Origin of the sequence: Streptomyces sp. NBC_00988 (assembly GCF_045162645.1) — a bacterium.
In the GTDB taxonomy this organism is placed as follows: domain Bacteria; phylum Actinomycetota; class Actinomycetes; order Streptomycetales; family Streptomycetaceae; genus Streptomyces.
In genome coordinates this window covers 795,236-821,062 of sequence record NZ_CP108730.1, presented here as the reverse complement: position 1 = coordinate 821,062, position 25,827 = coordinate 795,236, and the positions used below count along the sequence as shown (strand labels likewise).

The following is a 25,827-nucleotide window of genomic DNA, read 5'->3' as shown; positions in this document are numbered from 1 at the left end:
AATCGCTCCGCAATCAGGACTGCCCGAGACCTTCCACAGGAGACTCCCATGGCGCGCAGGACCGGCCGTGTGACGGCGACCGACGTCGCCAAGGAGGCGGGGGTCTCGCAGACCACGGTCAGCTATGTGCTGAACGACGTGTCGCACCAGAAGATCTCCGACCAGACCCGGCGCAAAGTGCTCGACGCGGTCGTGAAGCTGGGCTACGAGCCGTCGGCCGCCGCCCGCGCCCTGCGCCTGGGCCGCAGCGATCTCGTGCTGCTGTTCCTTCCGGACGTTCCCGTCGGCGGCACCCTGACCGCCCTGGTCGAACTGCTCGGCGACGAACTGGAACGGCACGGCCTGAACCTCGTCACACGGCGCGAGCGGCACGCCCCGCTGAAGTCGCTGTGGCGTGAGCTGATGCCGGCGGCCGTGATGACAGCCTTCGATGTCGGCGCCGACGACGTGGCCAGCATGCGCGCGGCCGGCATCCACGTGGTCAGCGCCGGGATGGGCCCCGCGGTCGCCCCCGGCGTCCTGACCGTTCCCCAGACCCTGATCGGCACGATGCAGGTCGAGCGGCTCGCGGCGACGGGACACACGCGCATCGGCTACGCCGCTCCCGGGGACCCCCGGCTCCGGGACTTCCTGGACCTGCGACTCGACGGCGCCCGTACCGCCTGCAAGGAGCAAGGCCTCGAACCGCCGGTCGTGCTGGACGTGCCCCTCGACATCTCGGCGGCCGCCGCCGCGGCCGAGCAGTGGCACGCGGCCGCGCCCGCCGTCACGGGGGTGTGCGCCTACAACGACGAGACGGCCTTCGCCCTCCTCGCGGGGATGCGCAGGGTGGGCCTCGCCGCCCCTGACGACCTGGCCGTGATCGGCGTCGACAACGACAAACTGGCGCCGTTCGCGGTACCGCCGCTGACGACGATCGACAACAACCTCGACGTCGCCGTGGGCCGCATCGCCCGCATGATCGTCAACGGCGTGAACGGCCAATCCCAGCCACCGGCACCCCAGGTGACCCCGCTGACGCTGGTCGTCCGCGAGTCCGCCTGACCCGGGCCCGTCTGACCAGGGTGCCTTCGACTGACTCCGGGTAGGCCCGGCTTCCGGCGCGCCACAGCGCCGGCTCTCCGCGCGCCATCGCCCCGGCTCCCCGTACGCCACGGCTCCACCGTCCGTCGCCGTTCGTCCGGATTCCCCCCTTTCCAAAAAGCTGTTGCACGGCTCTTGTGGTCCACCAAGCGCGGGGCTACGTTACGCATACGTTTCACTTGTACGTATCAGTGGCTGATTTCGGACCCACCGAAAAACGGTGGACATATAGCCCCTTCCGCCAGGAACGGCTGACCGCCAAGAACGGTCCAGGCCGCGTCAGGACCTGGTTTGTTTCCCACTCCCTCCGAGGCCCTTGAGGGCGGCTCGCCGCGCGATGTCGTCCGGTCAACCACTCACCAGCGGAGCACCCATGCGAAGAATCGCGCTGACCGCCGTATCGGCTGTCCTGATGTTGTCCGCGGCAGCCTGCGGCTCGGGATCGGGATCCGGTTCGGGCAAGGCGGCCACCGGCGGCACCCTCACCCTGGCCCCCCTGGTCGCGGCCCAGCCGTGGGATCTGGCCGACGCCGGTCTCGGCAACAACACGCAGTACTACCAGCCCGTATACGACTCGCTGCTCCGGCTGTCCCCGACGGCCGACGTCAAGCCCAACCTGGCGACCAAGTGGTCGTACAACGCGGCCCGCACGGTCCTCACGATGACCCTGCGCACCGGCGTCAAGTTCACCGACGGCACCGCCCTCGACGCGACGGCGGTCAAGACCAACCTGCTGCACACCGAGAAGGGCACCAGCGAGGCCGCGGGCCAGCTCAAGGGCATCACCGGCGTCGACGTCGTCAACGCCACCACCGTCGCGATCAAACTCTCCGCCCCCGACCCGTCGTTGGTGCCGAACCTCGGCAACGTGGCCGGAATGATCGCCAGCCCCAAGGCCATCGCCGCGGGGACGATCAAGACCACCCCGGTCGGCTCGGGGCCGTACACCCTCGACAAGTCCGCGACCACGGACGGCAGTACGTACACCTTCGTGCGCAACCAGGGCTACTGGAACAAGGCCGCCTTCCTCTTCGACAAGATCGTCCTCAAGCCGCTGACCGACCCGACGGCCGTGCTCAACGCGCTGCGCTCCGGGCAGGTCAACGGCGCGCTGCTGGCCAGCGCCAAGAACGTCGCGCCGGCCAAGAGCAGCGGGCTGAGCGTCACCAAGTACACCTCCGGTGACGTCGAGGGCGTGTACATCTGGGACCGCGAAGGAAAGATCGTCAAGGCGCTCGGCGACGTCCGGGTCCGCCAGGCCCTGAACTACGCCTTCGACCGCTCCACCATCGTCAAGACGGCGAAGCAGGGACTGGGCAAGGCGACGACCCAGATCTTCAACCCGGGTGGCTCGGCCTTTGACAGCTCACTCGACTCCACGTACTCCTACGACCCCGCGAAGGCCAAGCAGTTGCTGGCCGAGGCCGGCTACCCGAACGGCTTCTCGGTCACCGTCCCGGACGTGTCGTCGGTGTTCCCGGACCAACAGGCCGCCATGGTGCAGCAGTTGGAGGACATCGGGATCAAGGTCAAGGTCGACAAGATCCCCGTCACCCAGTTCATCAGCGCCCTCCTCGCGGGCAAGTACCCGCTGTCGTACATGACGTTGGCCTCCTTCCGCCCCTGGGACACCATCCAGATCGAGGTGGGCAAGAGCGCGCTGTGGAACCCGCTGCACAGCTCTGACCCGAAGGTCACCGACCTCATCACCAAGGCGCAGTCCGCGACGGGTGCCGCCCAGGACGCGCTGTTCAAGCAGCTCAACACCTACCTGGTCGACCAGGCGTGGAACGCGCCCTGGGACTCCGTGGAGAACACCTACGCCACGACCAAGAACGTCACCTTCACACCGCAGACGTTCGCCGCCGTCCCGCCGATCTACAACTTCAAGCCCGCTGGCTGACCGGGAGTCGGACCGGGCGGGAGCAGTGACATGGCTTCCGCCCGGCCGCCGATGAACTCCGGTCAGGGAGAGGCAAGGTGGAGAGACTGATGATCGTTTTCTTGGTCCGGCGCATCGTCGCCGGGCTGGTCCTGGTCCTGGTCATCGCGACCACGACCTTCGCGCTGATGGGCCTCACCGGCTCCGACCCGGTCCGCCAGATCGTCGGGCAGACCGCCACCCAGCAGCAGGTGACCGCCAAGTCCGCCGAACTCGGGCTCGACCAGCCCTTCGTGGTCCGCTACGGCCACTGGCTCGCGGACGCGGTGCACGGCAACCTCGGCAGCTCGTGGTTCAGCGGCGAGTCCGTGACGAGCTCACTTGAGAACAAACTGCCGGTCACCCTGTCGATCGTGCTGGCCGCGCTCCTGGTGTCGGCCGTACTGAGCACGGTGCTGGGCGTGGCCGCCGCGGTCCGCCGGGGCGCCCTGGACCAAGTGGTGCAACTGCTCGCGGTGTTGGGGTTCGCCGTACCCAGCTTCCTGGTCGCCCTGGTGTTCGCCGTCGTGATCGGCGTCGACCTGGGCTGGCTGCCCGCGACCGGCTACGTGCCGCTGGCCGACTCGGCGGGCGGCTGGCTCCGGTCGATCACCCTGCCCGCGCTGTCGCTCTCCGTCGGAGCGATCGCCGCCACCGCCCAACAGGTGCGCGGCTCCATGGTCGACGTCCTGCGCGCGGACTACGTACGCACCCTCCGCAGCCGTGGCATCAGCGAGCGCAGCCTGCTGTTCCGGCACGCCCTGCGCAATGCCGCCCCGGCCGCGCTGACCGTGCTGGCCCTGCAGTTCATCGGCCTGGTCGGCGGCGCGGTGGTCGTCGAGAAGGTCTTCGGCCTCAACGGGATCGGCAGCCAGGCGACCACCGCCGGTTCTCAGGGCGACACCCCGGTGGTCATGGGCGTCGTCGTGGTCATGGTCGCCCTCGTCGTGGTGGTCAACATCCTGATGGACCTCGCATACGGCTGGCTCAACCCGAAGGTGCGTGTCGGATGACGCTTCCCCAGTCCGAAGAAGCGGTGGCCCCCGCTGTCGCCGCACAGGGACGGGCCGGACTCCTGCGCCGACTGCTGCGCGACCCGGTGGCCGTGACCTGCCTGGTGCTCCTCGCCCTCATCTCCCTGGCCAGCCTGTTCGCACCGCTCCTCACCAGCCAGGACCCGGCACACACCTCACTGACCGACAGCCTCGCCCCGATCAGCGGCAAGCACCCGCTGGGCGGCGACGGCGTCGGCCGCGACGTCCTGGCCCGCCTCCTCTACGGCGGCCGCACCAGCCTGCTCGGCGCCCTGCTCGCGGTGACCGTCGCCGTGGTGATCGGTGTTCCCGCCGGTCTGGTGGCCGGGTACTACCGCAAGTGGTTCGACGCGGTGAGCAGTTGGGTGTCCAACCTGCTGATGGCCGTACCGGCGATCATCGTGCTCCTCGTCGTGATGTCCGCGGTGGGCCAGAACACCTACCTCGCCATGGCGGTCTTCGGCGTGCTGATGTCACCGGGCGTCTTCCGGCTGATCCGCGCCTCGGTGATCTCCGTACGCGAGGAGCTGTACGTCGACGCGGCACGGGTGTCCGGCCTGACGGACGCCCGGATCATCCGCCGGCACATCCTGCCCGTAGTGCAGGCGCCGACCATCATCCAGGCCGCCCAGATGCTCGGCCTCGGCGTCATCATCCAGTCCGGGCTGGAGTTCCTCGGCCTGGGCTCGGCGACCCAGGCGAGCTGGGGCTCCATGCTCAACGACGCCTTCGGCAACATCTACACGAAGCCGGTCCTGATGGTCTGGCCCGGCGTGGCGCTCGCCGTGACCGTCGCCGCCTTCGGCCTGCTGGGCAACGCCCTGCGGGACGCGCTCGACGGGAGCGCGACCGGCGGGCGGAAGAAGTCGCGTGGCGCTACGACCCGTAGGCCGGCCGCTGACAAGAAGGCACCGCCCGTCACAGCTGAGGCGGGGGAGACGGGCGACGCCCTGCTCGTCCTCGAAGGCCTGACCGTCGCCTACCCGACGGCCCAGGGCGAGAAGACCGTCGTCGATGGCGTCTCCCTGACAGTGCACCGGGGCGAAGTCCTCGGACTCGTCGGGGAGTCGGGCTCGGGCAAGAGTCAAACCGCCTTCGCCGTCCTCGGGTTGCTGCCCCGGGAGGCCCAAGTCACCACCACCCGGCTGGAGTTCGACGGCACGGAGCTGGGGCGGCTCGGCCGCGCCACGATGAACCGCTACCGCGGCCACCGGATCGCCTACGTCCCGCAGGAACCGATGTCCAACCTCGACCCCTCCTTCCGTATCGGCGCCCAACTCGTCGAACCGGTACGCCGACACCTCGGGCTGTCGGCGGCCGAGGCGAGGGCGAAGACGCTCGGCCTGCTGGAACGGGTCGGCATCTCCGACCCCGAACGGGTTTTCCGCTCCTATCCGCACCAGATCTCCGGCGGTATGGCGCAACGCGTCCTCATCGCCGGCGCTGTGTCCTGCGAACCGGACCTGCTGATCGCCGACGAGCCGACCACCGCCCTCGACGTGACCGTGCAGGCCGAGGTGCTCGACCTGATGCGGTCCCTTCAGCGCGAACGGAACATGGGCATGATCCTGGTGACCCACGACTTCGGCGTGGTGGCCGACATCTGCGACCGCGTGACGGTGATGCAGACCGGCACCGTCGTGGAGTCCGCACCCGTCGCGGAGTTGTTCGCCGCTCCGCAGCATCCGTACACGCGCATGCTCCTGTCCTCCACGTTGGAGGACGCCGAACCGCGGTCCGCGCTGAGCCTGAGCCGCACCGTGTCGGCGAGCGCCGCAGGGGTCACGAACACCGGACGTCAGGAGGGTCCGGCATGACCGGGACATTGAACGGGGCCATGAACGGGACACCGAACAAGGCACTCCAGGTCGAACCCCTGCTGGTCGCCGACGACTTGGTCGTGGAGTACCCGGCGAAAGGCTGGCGCAAGCCGCCGTTCCGGGTGCTGAAAGGCGTGTCGATCACCATCGGCGCGGGCGAGACCCTCGGACTGGTCGGTGAGTCCGGATCGGGCAAGACCACGCTGGGCCGGGCCGTCCTCGGACTGGCCCCGATCGCCTCCGGCACCGTCCGCTACGACGGCAAGGTCATCTCCGGCCTGGGTGCGAAGGAACGCCGGGCGCTGAGCAGCGACATCCAGGTGGTGTTCCAGGACCCGTACACCTCCCTCAACCCGGCGATGACCGTGAACGACATCCTCAGCGAACCGCTGCGCGTCGCGGGAACCCCTCGGACGGAGGCCGAGAAGCGGGTAAGGGACCTGCTCGACCACGTACGGTTGCCCGTCGACGCGGGGGAGCGGCTGCCGAGGGAGTTCTCCGGCGGACAGCGCCAACGCATCGCCATCGCACGGGCGTTGTCCCGGGACCCGCGCGTCATCGTCTGCGACGAGCCGGTCAGCGCGCTGGACCTGTCGACCCAGGCCCGGGTACTGGACCTGTTCGTCGAGATCCAGGAACGCACCGGCGTCGCCTACCTCTTCGTCACCCACGACCTGTCCGTCGTCCGGCACATCAGCCACCGGGTGGCGGTCATGCGCGGCGGAGAAATCATCGAGACCGGCGACGCGGCCACCGTCACCGCTGAACCCCAACACCCGTACACCCAGCGCCTGTTGCTCGCCGCGCCGGTGCCGGACCCGCAGCGGCAGGCGGAACGCCGGGCCGAGCGCCGACGGCTGGCCGAGGCCACAGCTGCGTCCCTGGATGCTTCCACAGCCGTATCCACGACCGCCTCGACGTCGGGAGACCGAGCATGACCCTGCCCAACCCCGTCCTCCCCGGCTTCCACCCGGACCCCAGCATCACCCGCGTCGGCGCCGACTACTACCTCGCCTGCTCCAGCTTCGAGTACCTCCCCGGCGTACCGCTGTTCCACAGCCGCGACCTGGTGCGGTGGGAGCAGATCGGCAACGTCGTTACCCGGCCTGGGCAGTTGGCGGTCGAGAAGGTCCCCACACTCGGCGGCGCCTGGGCGCCCACCATCCGGTTCCACGACGGCCGCTTCTGGCTGGTCGTCACCGACGCGATGGGCCGCGGCAGTCTCATCTTCACCGCCGAACGGGCCGAGGGCCCCTGGTCCGACGGCATCGTCATGCAGGGCGTGCCGGGCATCGACCCGGACCTCGCGTGGGACGCCGACGGTACCTGTTTCGTCACGTACTCGGGTCTCCAACTCGACGGCGACCGCGCCGGCGAGCACCTGGGAATCCAACAGGTCCGGATGGACCTCGAAACCGGCCAACCCCTCGAAGAACCCCGCTCGTTGTGGTCGGGCACGGGCCTGATGTTCCCCGAAGCGCCGCACCTCTACGAGATCGACGGCACCTGGTACCTCCTGATCGCCGAGGGCGGCACCGAACGCGGCCACTCCGTGAGCATCGCCCGCGGCACCCGTCCCGACGGCCCCTTCGAGGGCTGCCCGGCCAACCCTGTACTCAGCGCCCGTAGCACCGCGCGTCCGGTCCAGAACACCGGTCACGCCGACCTCGTACGCACTCCGGACGGCGGCTGGGCACTCTTCCTGCTGGGGATGCGGCCCGGCGGTCTGACGAGGGCGTTCTCTCCCATGGGCCGCGAGACGTTCAGCGCCTCGCTGGAATGGGTTGACGGCTGGCCGGTGGTACAGCCGGTCCAACTGACCCCGCCCACCGAACCAGTTGAGCACCACGACGACTTCACCGGCTCCCAACTCGGCCCGGAATGGCTCTCCATACGGACACCGGCCGCCGACTGGTCCTCACTCACCGAACGACCGGGCCACCTCGTCGTACACGCCGACGGCTCCACCATGGACGACCCGCGGCCACGGTTCGTCGGCCGGCGCCAGCAGCACCAGTCGGCCGCCTTCTCGGTCCGGGTGGACAGCACCGGGGGAGTCGGCGGCCTGAGCCTGCGGATCGACGAACGCCATCACTACGACATCGAGGTGGGCGCCGGTATCGCCCGCGCCCGCGCTCGGGTGGGCGGGATGTGCCAGACCTGGGAGCAGCCGATTCCCACGGGGCCGGGACCGGTGACCGTACGGATCGAGACCGAGCCGGTGAGGGGCATGGGCCTCGACGCCCTGGGCCCCGACATGGTCCGCCTGTCCGTCGAGACCGACACCGACACCGACAGCGGACCAGTCGAACTCGCCGCGCTCGACGGCCGCTACGTCTCCGCGGAGACCGCCGCGTCCTTCACGGGCCGAGTCGTCGGCATGTACGCCGCCGAAGGGACCGTCGCCTTCGACCAGTTCAGGTACCGGGGCGAGGACTGACGCCTTCGCCCCGTCAACGACAGCCGACCGGCACCTGAGAGAAAGTCACCAGCACCGTATGGGCACTTCCTCCCCACACATGCTCTTCGGAGCCGCGTACTACACCGAGTACCAGCCTTACGAGCGGCTCGCGCAGGACCTCGATCTCATGGCCGAGGCCGGGTTCAGCGTCATCCGGGTCGGCGAGTCGGTCTGGTCGACCTGGGAACCCCGCGAGGGCCAGTTCGAACTCGACTGGCTGCAACCGGTGCTCGACGCCGCCCAAGACCGGGGCATCAAGGCGATCGTGGGCACCCCGACCTACGCCGTCCCGCCCTGGCTGCGCCGCAAGTACCCGGAGACGGCGGCCCGTTCCGGCACCGGGCAGCCCATCCCGTACGGCATGCGGCAGGACGCGGACTACTCGCACCCCGCCTTCCGGCATCTCGCCGAGCGGCTGGTCCGCAGGATCGTGGGGCGTTACGCCGACCACCCGGCGGTCATCGGCTGGCAGGTCGACAACGAACCCGGACTGCGGCTCTTCCACAACGACTCTGTGTTCCAGGGCTTCCTCGACCACCTCCGCGAACGCTACGGCGACGTCGAGACCCTCAACCGCCGCTGGGGGCTGACCTATTGGTCCCACCGCCTGCAGGACTGGGCGGACCTATGGACCCCCGACGGCAACTCCACCCCGTCGTACGACCTCGCCTGGCGCCGCTATCAATCGCAGCTGACGCAGGAATACATCACCTGGCACGCCGAGCTGGTCCGCGGCCTCGTACCGGAGCACCAGTTCGTCACCACCTGCGTCGCCCTCGGCCAGCAGGGCCTGGACATCTCGACGATCGGCCGGCCCCTCGACATCGCCGGGGCGAACATCTATTACGCCACGCAAGACGGGCTGGCCCTTCCGGGGCCCGACGAGCCGGACGGCGGCCTGTATCCGTTCTTCGTCGCCTGGTCAGGACCCGCCTGGCTCTACCTCCAGAACGACATGGCACGCGGCATCCGCCAGGAACCCTTCCTCGTCATGGAGACCAACGCCACCTCGATCGGCGGCTCCGCCGACAACTTCCCCCTCTACCGCGGCCAGGCCCGCCAGGCCGTGTGGAGCATGGTCGCGCGCGGCGCCAGGATGATCGAGTACTGGCACTGGCACTCCCTGCACTACGGCGCCGAGACCTACTGGGGCGGCATCCTCGGCCACAGCCTGGAACCCGGCCGGACGTACGACGAACTCTCGGCAATCGCGGGGGAGTTCAAGCAGGCCGGCACCGCGATCGAGGGCCTACGGCCCCGCAGCGACGTCGCGATGCTGCTGTCCGCCGACAGCCGCTGGGCCATGGAGTTCATGGCGCCGCTCAGGGGCAACACCCCAGCCTGGTTCGGTGATCCGCAGTCCTACGACCGTATCGTCGCCGCGTTCTACCGGGGGCTGTTCGATGTCGGGTTGTCCGTCGACATCGTTTCCCCGGAGCAACTTCCCTCCAGCCCGGAGGAGTTGGTGGACCGGTGGCCGGTGCTTGTCGTCCCGGCGCTGTACATCGCGGACGACGCGACGCTTGATCTGCTGCGCCGGTACGCCGAAGCCGGCGGCCATCTCGTCCTCACTCCGCGCACCGGTTACGCGGACGAGGAGGCTGTCGCCCGGCACACGGTCATGCCCGGAGTGCTGCGGCCCGCGACGGGCGCGTCCTACCAGGAGTTCACCAATGTGCTGACCCCGGTCACGATCACCCAGGGGGACACGAACGGCCCAGCTCTGCACGGGCACGCCACCGCCTGGGCCGATGGATTGATCGCGGAGGGCGCCACCGTCCTCGCCGGGTACGACCATCGGCACCTGGGTCAGTTCGCCGCCGTCACCACGCACGAGTACGGCGACGGGCGCGTTACGTACGTCGGCACCGTCCCGGACCGCGAACTCTCGCGCAGCCTCGCCGAGTGGGTCACCGCGGTCTCGCTCCCCTCCGACGCCTGGCGCGAGGACCGGCCCGCGTCCGTCACTTGTACATCGGCCACCACCGCCGACGGCGCCGTCCTGCGCTTCATCCACAACTGGGCCTGGGATCCGGTCGGTTACCGCCTGCCGGTGGACGTCCGCGACCTGTTCACCGGTGAGCCCCTCGCCGCCGGAACCGCGCTCGAACTCGGCCCCTGGGACGTCCGGTTGCTCATCGAACGCGACGGCGACCCCACTTCACCTTCACCTTCGTCTGCACCCTCACTTTCACCTTCACCGAGGAGGACGCCGTGACCCGGCAGCCCACCACCGACGCCCCCTCCACCCCTTCCGCCGTCGACGAAGCCGAGCTCGCCAGGCGCCTCGGTGCGCTCACCCTGGAGCAGAGGGTGAGGCTGCTGACCGGCGCCGACTTCTGGTCCCTCCACCCCGAACCCGCCGTCGGCCTACGCCGGTTGGTCGTCTCGGACGGACCCGCCGGAGTCCGTGGCGAGCTGTGGGACGAACGCAGCCCCTCCGCCAATGTGCCCTCGCCCACCGCACTGGCCGCCACCTGGGACGAGTCGCTGATCGAACGACTCGGCGGGCTCCTCGCCCACGAGGCACGCGCCAAGGGTGTCGACGTCCTCCTCGCCCCCACCGTGAACCTGCACCGAACCCCCTACGGCGGACGGCACTTCGAGTGCTTCAGCGAGGACCCCCTGCTCACCGCCCGCATCGGCGTCGCCTACGTCCGAGGCGTCCAGGGCGGCGGTGTCGCGGCCACGGCCAAGCACTTCGTCGGCAACGACTCGGAGACCCAGCGCATGACGCTCGACGCGCGGATCGGCGAACGCGCCCTGCGTGAGCTGTACTTGGCGCCGTTCGAGCGGATCGTCGGCGAGGGCCGGGTCTGGGCGGTCATGGCCGCCTATAACGGCGTCAACGGGCACCCGATGACCGAGAGCCCGCTGCTGCGCCAAGTACTGCACGACGACTGGGACTTCGACGGCCTGGTGATGTCGGACTGGTTCGCGGCCCGCACCACCGAACCGGCCGCTCGCGCCGCCCTCGACCTGGTGATGCCCGGCCCGATCGGTCCGTGGGGCGACGCGCTGGTCGCCGCCGTACGCAAGGGCAAGGTCGACGAGTCGCTCGTCGACGACAAGGTGCTACGACTACTGCGCCTCGCCGCTCGGGTCGGCGCGCTGAGCGGCATACCCGCCACCGCCCGCCCGCCCCACTACGACGCCGCGTCCGTGGCGGCCCAACTGCGCGAGACCGCCGCCGCCGGATTCGTACTGGCCCGCAACGAGAACGCCCAACTCCCGCTGGACCGTGCCAAGTTGAACCGGGTCGCCGTCCTCGGCCCCAACGCCGCCGTGGCCCGAACTCTCGGCGGAGGCAGCGCCACCGTCTTCCCGCCCTACACCGTCTCGCCCCTCGACGGCATCCGAGCCGCTCTGGGCGACGACGTCGAGGTCACCCACGGCGTCGGTGTCACCCCGCAAACCCGCGTACCCGCGGCGGCACTTGCCTACCTCCGTCACCCCGACGGCTCCGGCGAGGGCGTGCAGGTGAACTTCCTCTCCGAGGACGGAACCCCGCTCGGGTCCGAGCGTCGCGCCGGGGGCGCCTACACCTGGATGGGGTCCTACGGCCCCGGCGTGCCCACCGGTCAGGTCGCCCGGGTGGAGATACGCACCGTGATCCGCGCGACCGACGCGGGCCGGTACGCGATCGGCGGGTCGGGCATCGGGCGCTTCCGGTTGTCCGTCGCGGGGTCCGAGGTGTTCGACGTACGCCTCCAACTCCCGCCTGGTGCCGACCTGGTGGAGGGGCTGATGACTCCGCCGCAACGTCTGCACACCGTCGTTCTGGCGGAGGGCGAGGAGACGGAAGTCGTCCTCACCCACGACACAGTCACCCACGACATGGTCACCTACGACGTCCACTCGTCGGACGAGGCCCTCGGCGACGCGATCACCATGTTCCAGCTCAACCTCCAGCCGCCGCACGGCAGCGACGACGAGGAGATCGAGCGGGCCGTGGCACTCGCCCGCGAGGCCGACGTCGCCGTGGTCGTGGTCGGCACCACGGAAGAGGTCGAGAGCGAGGGCTTCGACCGCGACCGCCTGGCACTGCCCGGCCGGCAGGACGAACTCGTCCGCCGGGTCGCCGAGGCCAACCCCCGTACCGTCGTGGTGGTCAACTCCGGTGCTCCGGTGCTGCTTCCGTGGTCCGAGGAGGTGGCGGCGGTGCTGCTCGCCTGGTTCCCCGGCCAGGAGTTCGGCAACGCGCTCGCCGACGTCCTGCTGGGCGTCGCGGAGCCGGGCGGCCGGCTGCCGACCGTCTGGCCCGCGTCCGAACAGGGACTACCCGCCACCGAACCGATCGACGGCGTACTCACCTACGACGAAGGGCTGTTCATCGGCTACCGGGGCGACGGCCGCACCGGCTCCCAGCCGCCCCGCTACGCCTTCGGCCACGGACTTGGCTACACCACCTGGGACTACGTCTCGATCGAGGCCCCCAGCGAGGTGCCGTCCGGTGCCGGTCTCACCGTGGAAGTGCGCCTACGCAACAGCGGCACCCGGCACGGCAAGGAGGTCGTGCAGGTCTACGCCGGCCGCCCGGGCGGTGCCGTCGAGCGCCCGCTCCGCTGGCTCGCCGGGTTCGCGGTAGTCGAGGCGGCACCCGGCGAAGAGACCGTCGCGACGGTCACCGTGGACGCGCGGGCGTTCGAGCACTGGGACACCGAAGTGGGTGGCTGGGCAGTCGAGTTGGGGATCTTCACCCTGCAAGCGGGCCCGTCCTCGACGACCCTGCCGCTGGCCGCCGACATCGCCGTCGGCACCTCATGAGTGATACACGGCCGGAAGCGGACCCGGTGGTCGCGCCCTGGCGACAGACCGAGATCACCCTCACCGGGACCCGCGACTACGCCAATCCGTACACCGACATCGACGTATGGGCCGAGTTCACCCACGAATCCGGCACCGTCCTGCGCCGCCCCGCCTTCTGGGACGGCGGCCGGGTCTGGAAGGTCCGGTTCGCCTCCCCAGAGACGGATGGCCGCTGGACCTGGCTCAGCGGCAGTTCAGTCGCCGACGAAGGACTGTCCGGGCAGGGCGGAACGCTCGTCGTACGCCCCGTCGCGGACGACGCCAACTCCTTTCACCGGTACGGCTTTTGGCGGATGTCGCCCGGCGCACGCAGCCTGGTGCACGCGGACGGGACGCCCGCGCTGCTGGTCGGCGACACCGCCTGGGCCCTGCCCTGGCGGGCCACCGAGGAGCAGGTCACGGAGTACGCCGCCGATCGGCGGGCCAAGGGCTTCAACGCGGCCCTGCTGATGAGCGTCCAGCCCGACATGGACGCGCGTGGACCGCGCGACCGCACCGTGGACGAAGGGTTCGACGTCGGCTTCGAGGACCTGCCCACCGGGCACGTCACTGTGCTCAACCCGGCCTATTTCCAGTACTTGGACCGGCTGATCGGCATCCTGCGCGACCACGGAATCGTCCCCGTACTCCAGCCGCTCTTCCACGGGTTCGGCTGGAAGGGCCTGCGGGTGGCGGGTCCGGTGGTGCCGCCGCAGGAGTACGCGCGCTACTGCCGCTATCTGGTGGCCCGTTACGGCGCCGCCCCCGTCGTCTACCTGGTCGGCGCCGACGGCGAGGGCCACGAACCGCAGATCGCGGCGGGCGGCGCGGAGGTCGGCCGCTGGGACGCCTACGGTCAGCCCTGCGGCATCCACTACCGGCCGCACGCCGACAACTCCGCCCACCAGAGCGAGAGTTGGCTGCACTTCCAGTGGTGCCAGACCGGCCACATGGGCGGGCACGTCCAGGAACGGGTCGCCGACATGTGGCGCAACACCCCCGCCAAGGCGGTCGCCAACGCCGAACCGACGTACGAGAACACCGGCCGCCCCGGCCGCGCCGCGGGCTGGTGGCAGGGACACGAGGCCTGGAGCAACGTCTGCGCCGGCGGCACGATGGGCGTGGTCTACGGTGCGGCGAGCCTGTGGCAGTGGCGGTTGCACGCCGCCGAACCCGGCCACGAGGAGTTCTTCCTCGCCGAGGACGCCGGCTGGCGCGAGGCACTGCACTTCGAGGGCTCGCGGCACGTCGGGCTGATCTCCCGCATCCTCGACGGCCTTCCCCTGACGGACATGCGACCGGACTGGCGTTCCGCCCTGGCGCCCCGGGGCCTGTCCGTCCCCGGCGTGCTGTACCTCTGCTACGCCGAGGAGGGCGGCCCACTGTTCATCACCGACCCGGAGAACGTCCCGCTCCCGTACCGGGTGGTCGATCCCCGCACCGGCGAGACCGTCCGCGAGGGCGTGCGCGCCACGGCCGCGGATCCCGTACCCGACGAGGGCGGAGCCCCACGGGTGTACATCTGCCATGACCCGAGCCGGAGTTGATCCCCGTGCATGTCACCCCGCCTATCTTCGAGCACCACCGCGAACCCCTCGGCATCGGCGAATCCGCTCCCCGCCTCAGCTGGCAGACGGTCACCGACACCGGGGACTGGCACCAGGCCGCTCACCAGGTGGAGATCACCGCCGCCGACGGCACGGTCCTCGCCGACACCGGACGCGTGGAGACCGCCGAGTCCGTCCTCGTCCCCTGGCCTGGGCCGCACCTCGGCTCCCGGGAACGCGTCGGTGTACGCGTACGTGTCTGGGGTGAGGGGGAGGAGGCGCCATCGCCCTGGTCGGAGCACGCGTACGCGGAGACCGGACTCCTGGAGCCGACCGATTGGACGGCCCGCCCCATCACCCCGGATCTCGACGCCCCCACCGAGGAACCGCTCCCCGCAGCGCTGCTCCGCCGCGACTTCACCGTTGCCGGTCCCGTCGCCTCCGCCCGGCTGTACATCACCGCGTACGGCGTCTACGCGGCCGAGATCAACGGCGAGCACGTGGGCGACCAGGTCATGGCCCCCGGCTGGACCTCGTATCAACACCGGCTCCGCTACCAGACGTTCGACGTCACGTCGTTGCTGCGAACCGGTGAGAACGTCATCGGGGCCCTGCTCGGTGAGGGTTGGTACACCGGACGCCTCGGCTTCCACGGCGGCCGCCGCGACATCTACGGTGAACACCGCGCGCTCCTCGCCCAGTTGGAGATCGCCTACGCCGACGGCACGACCCGGACCGTCCGCACCGACGAACACTGGCGTACGACGACCGGCCCCGTGCTGCGTTCGGAGATCTACGACGGCGAGGCGTACGACGCGCGGCGGGAGCGGCAGGGCTGGTCCACGCCGGGACACGAGGTGTCCGGCATGACCGGTGTCCGCGAACTGCCCGCCCCGCGCGCGGAGTTGGTGGCACCGACGGGGCCGCCCGTGCGACGCACCCAGGCCGTCGCCCCGGTCGAGGTCATTACGACACCGTCGGGAAAGACCGTCCTGGACTTCGGACAGAACCTGGTCGGCCGACTGCGCATCCGCGTCAAGGGCCCCGCCGGCCACGAGGTCACTCTGCGCCACGCGGAGGTGCTGGAGCACGGCGAACTGAGCACGCGCCCCTTGCGGTTGGCCGCCGCGACGGATACGTACGTTCTGCGCGGCGAAGGCGTGGAGGGAGATGAAGTGGAGGGAGAGGGAGATGAAGACGAGCGGGTTGAGGCCTACGAACCCCTCTTCACCTTCCACGGCTTCAGATACGCCGAGATCGGGAACTGGCCCGGACCGCTCGACCCCGCCGACGTCGAAGCGGTCGTACTCCACACGGACATGGCCCGCACCGGCTGGTTCGAGAGCTCCGACCTCCTCGTGAACCGACTGCACGAGAACGTCGTGCAGGGCATGCGCGGCAACTTCCTCGACATCCCCACCGACTGCCCGCAGCGCGACGAACGCATGGGCTGGACCGGCGACATCCAGGTCTTCGCGCCCACTGCGTCCTTCCTTCACGACTGCTCCGGCATGCTGACCGGCTGGCTGTGCGACCTGTCCGCGGAGCAGTTGGCGCGAGCGGACGGAGTGCCGCCCCTCGTCGTCCCCGATGTACTCCCGGCCGCCTTCCAGGACGCGGGTGCCCAGGCGGTGTGGGCCGATGTCGCGGTGCTTCTGCCGTGGACCCTGTACCAGCGATTCGGGGACCTGGAGGTGCTGCGCACCCAGTACCCGAGCATGCGGGCCTGGGGCGAGGCCACGATCCGGCTCACCGCCAAGGGCGGCGGACTGTGGCGCCAGGACTTCCAACTCGGGGACTGGCTCGACCCGCAGGCCCCGCCGGACCGTCCGGGAGAGGCGCGGACCGACGGCGACCTGGTGGCCAACGCGTACGTCATCCGCTCCGCGGAGGTGCTCGCCGAGGTCGCCCAACTCCTGGACGACGCAGGGCACTTGGACGGCAAGGAGGACGCCGCCCGTTTCCACGCGCACGCGCAGGCCGTACGCGAGCGGTTCGCCGACCAGTTCGTCACACCTGACGGCCGGCTGTCCTCGGACACGCAGACCGCGTACGCCCTGGCCATCGCCTTCTCGCTCCTGCCGACGGAACGTCAACGGCGGGGCGCTGCCGAGCGGTTGGCGCAGATCGTGCGCCGCGCGTCCTTCCGTATCGCCACCGGTTTCACGGGCACGCACCTGATCTGCGACGCCTTGTGCGCGGCGGGCGAGCCCCAACTCGCCTACCGCATGCTCCTGGAGAAGGACTGCCCGTCCTGGCTCTACCCGGTGACCATGGGCGCCACCACCGTCTGGGAGCGCTGGGACTCGATGCTGCCCGACGGCACCGTCAACCCCGGCGAGATGACCTCCTTCAACCACTACGCCCTCGGCGCCGTCGCCGACTGGCTGCACCGCACGGTCGCGGGTCTCGCCGCCGCCGGACCCGGCTGGCGGCGGCTGCGCATCGCGCCGGTCCCGGGCGGCGACCTGACCTGGGCGAAGACGGCCCACGACACCCCGTACGGCAGGGCCGAGGCGGGCTGGCACATCGAGGGAGACGTCATCGTCGTAGAGGCGCTGGTCCCCGTGAACACGCACGCCGAGGTTCAACTACCGGACGGCAGCGCCCCGTTCGAGGTCGGCTCGGGACGCCACACCTTCCGACGCCCCTACACCGCCCCGGCCTGGCCACCGACCGCGATCCGGTACCCGTGACCTGTCCGGTGAGGCCAGGTCCTACGCTCAGGCCGCACGTTCTCGCTCGTCCGCACTTCGTCGCGCTTGAAGTTTCAAACGGAGTCGGTCAGACTCTCGTTTGAGAGTTCAAATGATCCGTCTCAGGGGATCTCGGAGCTCTTTGGGTTCTGCCCGAAATCTTCCTCCCTGGAGTTGTCATGTCACTTGTCTCCGATGCAGTCGCCGTCCGCCGTGGCCCGCTCGCCGTCGCGGGAGGTGTTCTCGCCGCGATCGTGGTGGCCTCCGCGGCGGACACCGTGCTCGCCCAACTCGCCCTGGCCGCAGGCGCACCCGACGACTTCCAGCCCCTGAAGGCACCGTCGTACATCTTCCTGACGACGCTCGGCATAGTCGCGGGCGCCATCGGCTGGGCCATCGTGCGCAAGGTGTCGAAGGACCCCCAGACGCTGGTGCGGTGGCTCGTGCCCACCCTCGTCGTGGTGTCCTTCGTCCCTGATTTCCTGCTCTACGGCGACGGCGGCGCGACCGGCGTCGGGGCGCTGCTCCTGATGCACGTGACGGTCGCGGCGGCTGCGGTGGTCACCTACCGCAAGGTGATGCCCCTGTCGTAAGGACACCGACGGCCGCCGACTCGGTGGACGCCGTCAGAGTCGCCGCGCCCCGACCGTCGAGCGCCACAACTCCCCGGCCTCCGCCGCCGCTTCCGGTGCCACGAGCAGCAACGGCTCACCGTACGAGGGGAGTTGCGGCATGGCCACCGCGCCCGCCTCGGTCGCGATGAGCAGGGCGGGCAGGCCGTCCACCGGGTGGAACTCGCCGATCGCGGCGGCCGTCGCCCGGCCCGCAGCGACCTGGACCAAGGACAGCGCGGTCGAACCCATGACGCGTGCCGTGCAGTGCCGGTCGGCCAGTTGCGCGAGCAGCGCGTCGAGGCCGGGCCAGTGGGCGTGGGCCGCCCACTCAGTGAGGAACACATGGCCCGTGAGCGTGGTGTGGTCCGCCGCGTGGATCGAAGTCCCGTTCAGGTGCGCGCCCTTGCCCCGCACCGCCGTGAAGACCTCGCCCCGCCACGGGTCCGCCACCAGACCCAGCAGCGGGGAGCCGTCCGGCTCCGCCAGGCCCAGGGAGAAGGAGCACCAGCCAAGCCCGTGGGCGTAGTTGGTCGTTCCGTCGACGGGGTCGATCACCCAGTGCGGTGCGTCGTCCGAGGTGCCTGCCTCGGCGCCGTACTCCTCGCCGTCGATGCCCCAGTCGGGGAACTCCCGCCGCAGCACCGCGCGTACGTGCCGCTCAACCGCCTCGTCCGTGTCGGTGACGATGTCGGCCGGGCTGTCCTTCTGCCGGACCGGACCCGCACCTCCTCGGTTCCCGCCACGGATCGCCTCCGCCGCCCACTCGGCCAACTCCACGGCCACCCGCAGAGCACCGTCCAGGTCATGTCCGTTCGGCACAGCTCTTCACCACCCCGTTCAGGTCGTTACCAATGATCGCGTCCACGCCCCAGGCGAGCAGTTCGCCGCGCCGGTCCGCGTCGTCCACCGTCCAGCAACTCACGAGCACATCCCGCGCATGCCAGTAAGCCACCGACTCCTCGTCCAGGAACCGGTGCTCCGGATTGAAATACTGCGGACGTACGGCCCCCAACACGCCCTCGGGCGGCGGCAGTTCGCCGTACCAACTGAGGAACAGGGTGATCCGCTCGTCGCGCGCCCGCACCGCCGCCATCGCCTCCGCCGCGCCGCAGAACATGGCCACGGCCCCCAGCCGACCGAGCTCCGCGTGCGCCGCCGTCGCAATCACCGGATCCCCGGTGTCCAACAGCAACGGCACCCCGCCGGCGGCTTCCAGCGCCTCCCGCAGGGTCGGCACCGCCGGCGCGAACTCCCGCAACTCGGCCGACGTCAGGGCCGCGACCGACTCCGGACGCCCCCACAGACGCCGCAGGTCGTCGTCATGATGCAGGACGACGACACCGTCCGCCGTGCACCGGAGATCCACCTCGATCGCGTCGGCCCCCGCGTCCGCCGCCAGCCGCACGGCCTCCAGGGTGTTCTCCACCGCGGCCCACGGATCACCCCGGTGCGCCACGGCCAACGCCCGCCGCGTCCTCACGCCGCCTCCGCTTCTTCTGCTTCTACGACAGGGGTGACCGCGTACGACAGGGCCTGCCCGACCCTCACCCGTACGACCTCGCCGCGCGCGGGTGCCGTAGCGCCGGAGACGTACGACCGCAGACGCGGGCCGCCCTCCAACTCCACGACCACCTCGGTGAAGTGGCCGCGCGGGAGGACCTTCTCGACCCGGGCGGGGGCTCCTTCGGATGTGCCGTCCAGGCGTACCTCCTCCGGGCGGATGCCGACCGTCAGGCCCGATCCCGTCGGGCCGGTCAACTCCGCGCACGGCAGGGTGACTTGGCCGAGCCGTACCGTGCCCGGCGCGGCGAACGCGTCGTCGAGACGGTTGAGGCTGCCGACGAACTCGGCGGTGAACAGGGTGGCCGGGGTGCGGTACAGCTCGTCCGGGGACGCGTACTGCTCGATGCGGCCGGCGTTCATGACCGCGATGCGGTCGGCGATGCTGAGCGCCTCGTCCTGGTCGTGGGTGACGAACAGGGTGGTGATGCCGAGGCGTTGCTGGATGTCCCTGATCTCCTCGCGGACCCGTTCGCGGAGCTTGGCGTCCAGGTTGGACAACGGCTCGTCCAGGAGGAGGAGTTGGGGGCGCAGGGCCAACGCCCGTGCCAGCGCGGTGCGTTGCTGTTCGCCGCCCGAGATGTGCGCCGGGCGGCTGTCGGCGTGGTGGGCGAGGCCGACCAGTTCCAGCGCCTCGGCGACACGGCGGTCGGCCTCGGCGCGCGGCACCTTGTGCATCTTCAGGCCGAAGCCGATGTTCTGACGTACCGTCATGTGCGGCCACAGGGCGTAGTTCTGGAACACCATCGCGGTGGGGCGGCGTTCGGGCGGCACGGCGGCGTAGTCCGTGCCGCCGATCTCGACCCGGCCGGAGTCCGGGGTCAGGAAACCGGCCGCCATCCGCAGGGTCGTGGTCTTGCCGCAGCCCGAGGGGCCCAACAGGCAGACCATCTCGCCCGGTTCGACATGCAGGTCCAGGCCGGAGACGACCTCCCTGCCGCCGAGGGTCTTCGTGAGGCCGGACAGCACGAGTCCGGCGGTGGCCGTGTGAACAGTGGTGCTGGTCACCGCAGTTGGAACCCTTCCGCGAGATGGCCGCCCATGATGTGCCGCCGTACGCCGAGCATCAGCAGGACGGACGGCACGGACAGCAGGAGGGAGAAGACCGCGGCGACGCCCTCGGGGTAGTTGGTGACCATGCTGTACATCGCGGTGGGCATGGTGGTGTACGTGGGCGCGCCGACCAGCAGGGTGCCCTGGGCCTCGTCGAACGCGGCCAGGAACGACATGATCAGCGCCACCAGGATGCCGGGGCGGGCGAGCGGCAGGGTGACCCGCCAGAAGACGGTCAGCGGGCCCGCGCCCGCGTCCCGGGCGGCTTCCTCCAGGCTGCGCGGCACCGCGGCGAACGCCGCCGCCGGCAACCAGGTCATGAAGACGACCGTGCCCAGCAACTGCACGACGACCACGCCCCAGAAGGTCGTCATCAGGTTCAACGTGTAGAAGAGGGAGGCCATCGCCGCGTACAGACCGATCTTCGGGAACGCGTTGACGGAGAACAGCGCCACCAGGAAGAACCGGCGTCCGGGGAAGTCGCGGCGGGCGAACGCGTACGCGGCGGGCAGGCAGATCACCGCCGAGAGCAGCGTCACCACCGGCGCGAACACGAAGCTCCAGCGCACCGCCGCCACCAGGTCCGGATTGTCCGCGACCGTCGTCCACCAGCGGAGGGTCCAGCCCTGCGGGAGCAGATCGGGGTAGCGCCAGGTGTCGGCGAAGGCGTGGGGGAGCAGCCACAGCAGCGGGCCGAGGATGAACAGGGCGAGCAGCGCGGCCAGTGCGGCACCGCCCGCGCGACGTGCCACGGTCACGACGGACATGGGCTGCCCCTTCACCGCGGTACCGACGCGGCGCGCCGGGCCTCGCGGACGTTGGACCGGACGTACGCCACCCCCACCACCGAGGCGAGCGCGAAGACGACGACGGCCGTCACCAGGGACTGCTGCGGCTGGTTGAACGACTGGAAGGCGTTGGCGAGTTGGACGCCGAGCATGGTCGGCGCGGTCGGCCCGACCAGATAGGGCACGGTGAAACTGCCGAGCACCGCGATGGTGGTGAACGTGGCCGTGATGACCGCGGGCACGCTAGTCATCGGCAGCAGAACACGGAGCACGACCTGCGCGGGGCGCGCCCCGGCGTCACGGGCGGCCTCGATCAGCGCGTCCGGCACGGCGGCCAGTCCCGAGGTCAACACCAGAACGGCGAAAGGGAGGTTGGTCCACACCTGGCCGACGATCACGCCCCATGTCGTGTAGCTCAGCCGGGGCGCGGAGGACCAGCCCACCGCGTGCGCCATGGTGGTGAGGGCGCCGTCGCCGGCGTAGAAGGTCAGGATCGCGTACGAGCCGATGACTGCCGGCAGGAACAGGGGAGTGACAGCAAGTGCGGTGACCAGTCGGGCAGTTCGGCCGCCGGACAGGCGGGCGTACAGCGCGACGGCGAGCCCGAGCGCGAAGACGGCCACGACACTCACCAGCGTCACCTCGACGGTGACGGTCAGGCTGCGCAGGAAGGTGTCGCTGGTGAGGACCTCGCGGTAGGCGGCCAGGGTGCCCCACCAGTGGTCGGCCGGGTGCTGGTGCAGGCCTATGGAGGCGATGACAGAGTTCAGACCGCCGAAGTGGCCGAGGGTGTACAGCACGCCGGACACCACCGGGATGCCGACGAAGAGGGCGACCACCAGGAGCGGCGGCAGCACCATGAGCGTGCCGACGGCTCCGGCCCCGGCCGGGGAACGGCGGCGGCGCGCACGCGCACCGTCCGCCGCCCCCGCCGTAGTACCCGTAGTACCCGTAGTACCCGTAGTACTCGTCGTCCTCACTGACCGGGCACCTTCTGCTGCCACAGGTTGTTCATGTCGCTGCTGGTCTGACCGGAGTAACCGGCACGCAGGTTGCCGACGTCGACACCGTTGAACCGGGCCGCCGTCGCCGCGGGCAGCTTGCTCGCCGGGATCACCGGGTAGGCGCCCAACTGCTTGACGATCGCGTCCTGTTGCTGCGCCTGGAGGAAGAAGTCGGCGAGCTTCAGGGCCGCGGTCTGCTTCTTGCTCGACTTGAGGATGCCGAGGTAGGAGGCGCCGCCGGTGAACGTCGGGTCCGATATCTGGGTGAACTTGATGCCGGAGTTCAGGGTGTGGTTCTGGACGCCCGACAGGTACTGGTCCGACCAGACCGGGGCCAGCTCGATCTGGCCCTTGGCGAGCAGGTCGAGCACGGCCTGGTTGCCGTTCGGGTAGACGCCCTTGCCGTAGACGTCCTTGTTCAGGGCCTTCAACTCCTTGAACCCCGGGTCCCACTTGGCTTCGAGGGAGGCGTCGTAGCCGTTCTGGAAGGTCTTCAGCGTCTTCGCGTCGAGGTGCCGGTCGAGCGTCGTCTCGACGAATGAGCCGCCGGAGCCACCGGTGGCCGGGCTGTTGTACGCGAACTTGCCCGGGTTGGCCTTGATCCAGGAGATCAGGCTGTCGTACGTCTTCGGCGGCGTCTTCACCTTCGTCGCGTCGTAGGCCAGCACGACCGATGAACCGCGGTACGGCACGGCCGAGTTGGCGACCGGGCCGAGCAGGGCGGAGTCGACGTCCTTGAGACCCGGCACGTTCTTCGCCGACACCTTGGTGAGCAGACCGGCGGTGGCCGCGTTGAGGGTGACGGACGACTCCATGAGGTCGTAGCCGGGGTCGCGGCCGGTCTTCGCCGCGGCCTGGAGCTTGGCGAGCGTGGTCGCGTCGGCGGTGCCGTGCGCGGAGAAGACGACCTTGACCTGGTAACCGGGGTTGGCCTTCTCGAAGGCCGGGACAACGATGTCCTCCCACAGCTTCTGGATGTTCGTGTCACCGCTGACGTAGGCGGTGAGGTGATGTGCGGCGGCTCCACCGACGGATGTGGACGAGGACGACGAGGAGCAGGCGGAGGCGGCCATGGTGAGGGTGGCGGCACACAGCAGCGCGGCGGCGCTCCGGGTGGACTTGGGGAGTCGCGTGGGCTGAGGCGAGGCGGCGAGGGAACGGCCGAGGGTCCGGACGGGCATGGTGATTGCTCCGGGCATTCTGGTTCGGGGGCGGAACGCTTCGTTCCGGCGCACGATAGGCAGGGGTGCCGGTGGGGTTCGGGAACAACCGGATGAACGTGGGCTTTTTTCAGGGCGACACTTCGGCGGGCGGTGCCCGGGCGGGGTGCGGTCGTCGCGGTGTCGTACTGGAGCAACTCGGCGCCAAGAGCGGTGTGTTGGGCGCCTGTGATGAGATCAGGTCTGCCGAGGAGGGGCCCTCGGTCATGCGACGAGCGACGCGACGATCCTGCCCTGGGCAGTGATGGCCGAGGCTGTCGGCAGCCCTAACCGTTCATCGGGTGGAGAGTGGTGACGCCCGCGAGGACGAGGTCGATCCCGGCGAGGAACTGCTCGCGGTCGTCGTGCCCGCGCACCTGGTTCGCGACGGCCCGGGTGAACGGGTAGTCGTCGGGGTCGAGTTCTTCCCAGGCCGTCGATACGGCGTCCAGGAACTGGGCGCGGTCCGTGTCGGGCCCGAGAGTGCCGGCGCTCTCGGTGTTCGCGGCGTTCTGCCCTGCGGCGCCGAGGATGTAGTGCATCAACGCCGAGGTCGCGGTGAACCAGCCGGCCTCGGGCACACCCAGCGCGCGGATCTGTCGGCCGATGTTCTCGAAGATCCGCGGCGCCACCGGCCCCCAGGGGCTGTGGGAGATCTGCGTCGCGAGCTGGGTGGCGAGCCACGGGTGTTCCTCGATCGCGTCGAACAGACCGAGCGCGACGACGCGGATCCCGTCCTGCGGCGTGTCCGGAGAGTCGGCGGGCTCGACGGTCAGGGCGGCGGCCACGACGGCGTCGGTGGCGGCGGCGAGCAGCTCGCCCTTGTTCGCCACGTGCCAGTAGATCGCCCCGGGCCCGGTGGCCAGTCGCTCGGTCAGTGTCCGGAACGTCAGCCCGTCCTCGCCGACGGAGTCGAGCAGCTCGACGGCGGCCTCGACGATGCGCTTGCGGGAGAGCGCCTCGGTACGCCGCTTCGACCTGCCAGTCCGCGTTGCCATGCGGTCATCTTGACATATCTGGAGCGCCGTTCCAACAATGGAATGGCATTCCAGAGAGGTCGGCCGGAGTCAACCGGGCGACCCGGATCCCTGAGGAGTCACCATGAACACGCACATCACGATCATCGGCGCCGGACTCGGCGGCCTCACTCTCGCCCGCGTCCTGCACGTCCACGGCATCCCGGCCACCGTCTACGAGGCGGAGCCCGCGCCGACCGCGCGTCCGCAGGGCGGGATGCTCGACATCCACGAGGACAACGGCCAGCCGGCCCTCGCTGCGGCGGGCCTGACCGAGGAGTTCCGCGGCCTCGTCCTGGAGGGCCGTGAGGCGACACGGGTCCTCGCCCCGGACGGGAACGTCCTCTTCGACGACGACAGCACGCGCGGCCGCCCCGAAGTGCTGCGTGGCGAATTGCGACGGATCCTGCTCGACTCGCTCCCGCCCGGCACCGTCCGGTGGGGGCACAAGGTCAGCGGCGTCCATACCCTCGGCGAGGGTCGCCACGAGGTGACCTTCGCCGACGGCACCACCGTCACGACGAGCCTCCTGGTCGGCGCGGACGGCGCATGGTCACGGGTCCGACCGCTGCTGTCCGGCGCGGCACCCGAATACACCGGAAGGTCGTACGTCGAGACCTACCTGTACGACGCCGACGCCCGCCACCCCGCCGTCGCGAAAGCAGTCGGCGGTGGGTCCTTGTTCGCGCTCGCACCGGGCAAGGGCATCCAGGCACACCGGGAGAACGGCGGTACCCTCCACACCTACGTGGCGCTGTCCAGGTCGGAGGACTGGTTCGCCGGCATCGACTTCACCGATTCCGCAACGGCGGCCCAGTGGATAGCGCGGGAATTCGACGGCTGGGCCCCCGAACTCACCGCCCTGATCACCGACAGCGACACCCCGCTGGTCCTACGCCCCCTCTACGCGCTCCCCGTCGAGCACCGGTGGGACCGCGTGCCCGGCACAACCCTGCTCGGCGACGCCGCCCACCTCTCGGCCCCCAACGGCGAAGGCGCCAACCTGGCCATGTACGACGGCGCCGAACTCGGCAAGGCCCTCGCCGCCCACCCCGACGACCCCGAAGCCGCCCTCACCGCATACGAACAGTCCCTCTTCCCCCGCAGCGCCGCGGCCGCAGCCGACGGCGCCGACCTGAACGAGGTGCTCTTCGGCGACAACGCGCCGCAGAGCCTGCTCGACATGTTCACGGGAAACGAGCAGACCCACTGAGCCACTCGCCCCGCGGTCCCAGGGGCGGAG

Annotated in this window: 19 protein-coding genes; 12 read left to right on the top strand and 7 right to left on the bottom strand. The window is 70.2% G+C overall.

From position 1 onward, the window contains the following. Nucleotides 1–48: 48 nt before the first annotated feature. From OG496_RS03825 to OG496_RS03775, 11 genes are all read left to right on the top strand, one after another. The gene (locus OG496_RS03825; protein ID WP_405969562.1) at nt 49–1,044 is read left to right on the top strand and encodes a LacI family DNA-binding transcriptional regulator; all 996 of its coding nucleotides are present in this window, start codon (nt 49–51) and stop codon (nt 1,042–1,044) included. 412 nt (nt 1,045–1,456) lie between these two features. Beyond that, entirely contained in the window at nt 1,457–2,986 is a 1,530-nt protein-coding gene (locus OG496_RS03820; protein ID WP_405969561.1) for an ABC transporter substrate-binding protein, read from the top strand. Between the two features lie 89 nt (nt 2,987–3,075). Next, nucleotides 3,076–4,017 carry an ABC transporter permease gene (locus tag OG496_RS03815; protein ID WP_405969560.1) on the top strand — a complete coding sequence of 314 codons (942 nt, stop codon included), beginning with the start codon at nt 3,076–3,078 and terminating at the stop codon, nt 4,015–4,017. After that, the gene (locus tag OG496_RS03810) at nt 4,014–5,855 is read left to right on the top strand and encodes a dipeptide/oligopeptide/nickel ABC transporter permease/ATP-binding protein (protein WP_405969559.1); all 1,842 of its coding nucleotides are present in this window, start codon (nt 4,014–4,016) and stop codon (nt 5,853–5,855) included. The genes OG496_RS03815 and OG496_RS03810 overlap by 4 nt, the downstream gene beginning before the upstream one ends. Then, the gene (locus OG496_RS03805; RefSeq protein ID WP_405969558.1) at nt 5,852–6,796 is read left to right on the top strand and encodes an ATP-binding cassette domain-containing protein; all 945 of its coding nucleotides are present in this window, start codon (nt 5,852–5,854) and stop codon (nt 6,794–6,796) included. Before OG496_RS03810 ends, OG496_RS03805 begins: the two co-directional genes overlap by 4 nt. Next, entirely contained in the window at nt 6,793–8,298 is a 1,506-nt protein-coding gene (locus tag OG496_RS03800; RefSeq protein ID WP_405969557.1) for a glycoside hydrolase family 43 protein, read from the top strand. The genes OG496_RS03805 and OG496_RS03800 overlap by 4 nt, the downstream gene beginning before the upstream one ends. A 58-nt stretch (nt 8,299–8,356) precedes the next feature. Continuing rightward, nucleotides 8,357–10,537 carry a beta-galactosidase gene (locus OG496_RS03795; RefSeq protein ID WP_405969556.1) on the top strand — a complete coding sequence of 727 codons (2,181 nt, stop codon included), beginning with the start codon at nt 8,357–8,359 and terminating at the stop codon, nt 10,535–10,537. Then, complete coding sequence (locus OG496_RS03790; protein ID WP_405969555.1) at nt 10,534–13,086, top strand: beta-glucosidase; 2,553 nt, start codon at nt 10,534–10,536, stop codon at nt 13,084–13,086. Before OG496_RS03795 ends, OG496_RS03790 begins: the two co-directional genes overlap by 4 nt. Then, the gene (locus tag OG496_RS03785; RefSeq protein WP_405969554.1) at nt 13,083–14,654 is read left to right on the top strand and encodes a DUF4038 domain-containing protein; all 1,572 of its coding nucleotides are present in this window, start codon (nt 13,083–13,085) and stop codon (nt 14,652–14,654) included. Before OG496_RS03790 ends, OG496_RS03785 begins: the two co-directional genes overlap by 4 nt. Nucleotides 14,655–14,659: 5 nt before the next feature. Continuing rightward, nucleotides 14,660–17,350 (top strand): family 78 glycoside hydrolase catalytic domain, encoded by a 2,691-nt coding sequence (locus tag OG496_RS03780; protein WP_405969553.1) that lies wholly within the window; start codon nt 14,660–14,662, stop codon nt 17,348–17,350. Nucleotides 17,351–17,529: 179 nt separating this feature from the next. Further along, nucleotides 17,530–17,943: a DUF6069 family protein gene (locus tag OG496_RS03775; protein ID WP_399388106.1), complete on the top strand. Its 414-nt coding sequence runs from the start codon at nt 17,530–17,532 to the stop codon at nt 17,941–17,943. Between the two features lie 33 nt (nt 17,944–17,976). Here the strand turns inward: OG496_RS03775 and OG496_RS03770 are convergent, their stop codons facing one another. The 7 genes from OG496_RS03770 to OG496_RS03740 form a co-directional block, all read right to left on the bottom strand. After that, complete coding sequence (locus OG496_RS03770) at nt 17,977–18,783, bottom strand: inositol monophosphatase family protein (RefSeq protein ID WP_405969552.1); 807 nt, start codon at nt 18,781–18,783, stop codon at nt 17,977–17,979. Further along, nucleotides 18,767–19,444 (bottom strand): glycerophosphodiester phosphodiesterase, encoded by a 678-nt coding sequence (locus OG496_RS03765; protein ID WP_405969551.1) that lies wholly within the window; start codon nt 19,442–19,444, stop codon nt 18,767–18,769. The genes OG496_RS03770 and OG496_RS03765 overlap by 17 nt, the downstream gene beginning before the upstream one ends. Further along, nucleotides 19,441–20,532 (bottom strand): ABC transporter ATP-binding protein, encoded by a 1,092-nt coding sequence (locus OG496_RS03760; RefSeq protein WP_405969550.1) that lies wholly within the window; start codon nt 20,530–20,532, stop codon nt 19,441–19,443. The genes OG496_RS03765 and OG496_RS03760 overlap by 4 nt, the downstream gene beginning before the upstream one ends. Beyond that, a complete protein-coding gene (locus OG496_RS03755; RefSeq protein WP_405969549.1) occupies nt 20,529–21,344 on the bottom strand; it encodes an ABC transporter permease in 816 nt (271 codons plus the stop codon). Before OG496_RS03755 ends, OG496_RS03760 begins: the two co-directional genes overlap by 4 nt. Nucleotides 21,345–21,355: 11 nt before the next feature. After that, entirely contained in the window at nt 21,356–22,345 is a 990-nt protein-coding gene (locus OG496_RS03750) for an ABC transporter permease (RefSeq protein WP_405969548.1), read from the bottom strand. Continuing rightward, nucleotides 22,342–23,550: an extracellular solute-binding protein gene (locus OG496_RS03745; protein ID WP_405969547.1), complete on the bottom strand. Its 1,209-nt coding sequence runs from the start codon at nt 23,548–23,550 to the stop codon at nt 22,342–22,344. Before OG496_RS03745 ends, OG496_RS03750 begins: the two co-directional genes overlap by 4 nt. 305 nt (nt 23,551–23,855) lie before the next feature. Continuing rightward, entirely contained in the window at nt 23,856–24,566 is a 711-nt protein-coding gene (locus tag OG496_RS03740; protein WP_405969546.1) for a TetR/AcrR family transcriptional regulator, read from the bottom strand. A 103-nt stretch (nt 24,567–24,669) separates the two neighbouring features. Here OG496_RS03740 and OG496_RS03735 point away from each other — a divergent pair, with 103 nt between their 5' ends. Further along, nucleotides 24,670–25,797 carry an FAD-dependent oxidoreductase gene (locus OG496_RS03735; RefSeq protein ID WP_405969545.1) on the top strand — a complete coding sequence of 376 codons (1,128 nt, stop codon included), beginning with the start codon at nt 24,670–24,672 and terminating at the stop codon, nt 25,795–25,797. The last annotated feature ends 30 nt before the right edge of the window (nt 25,798–25,827 follow it).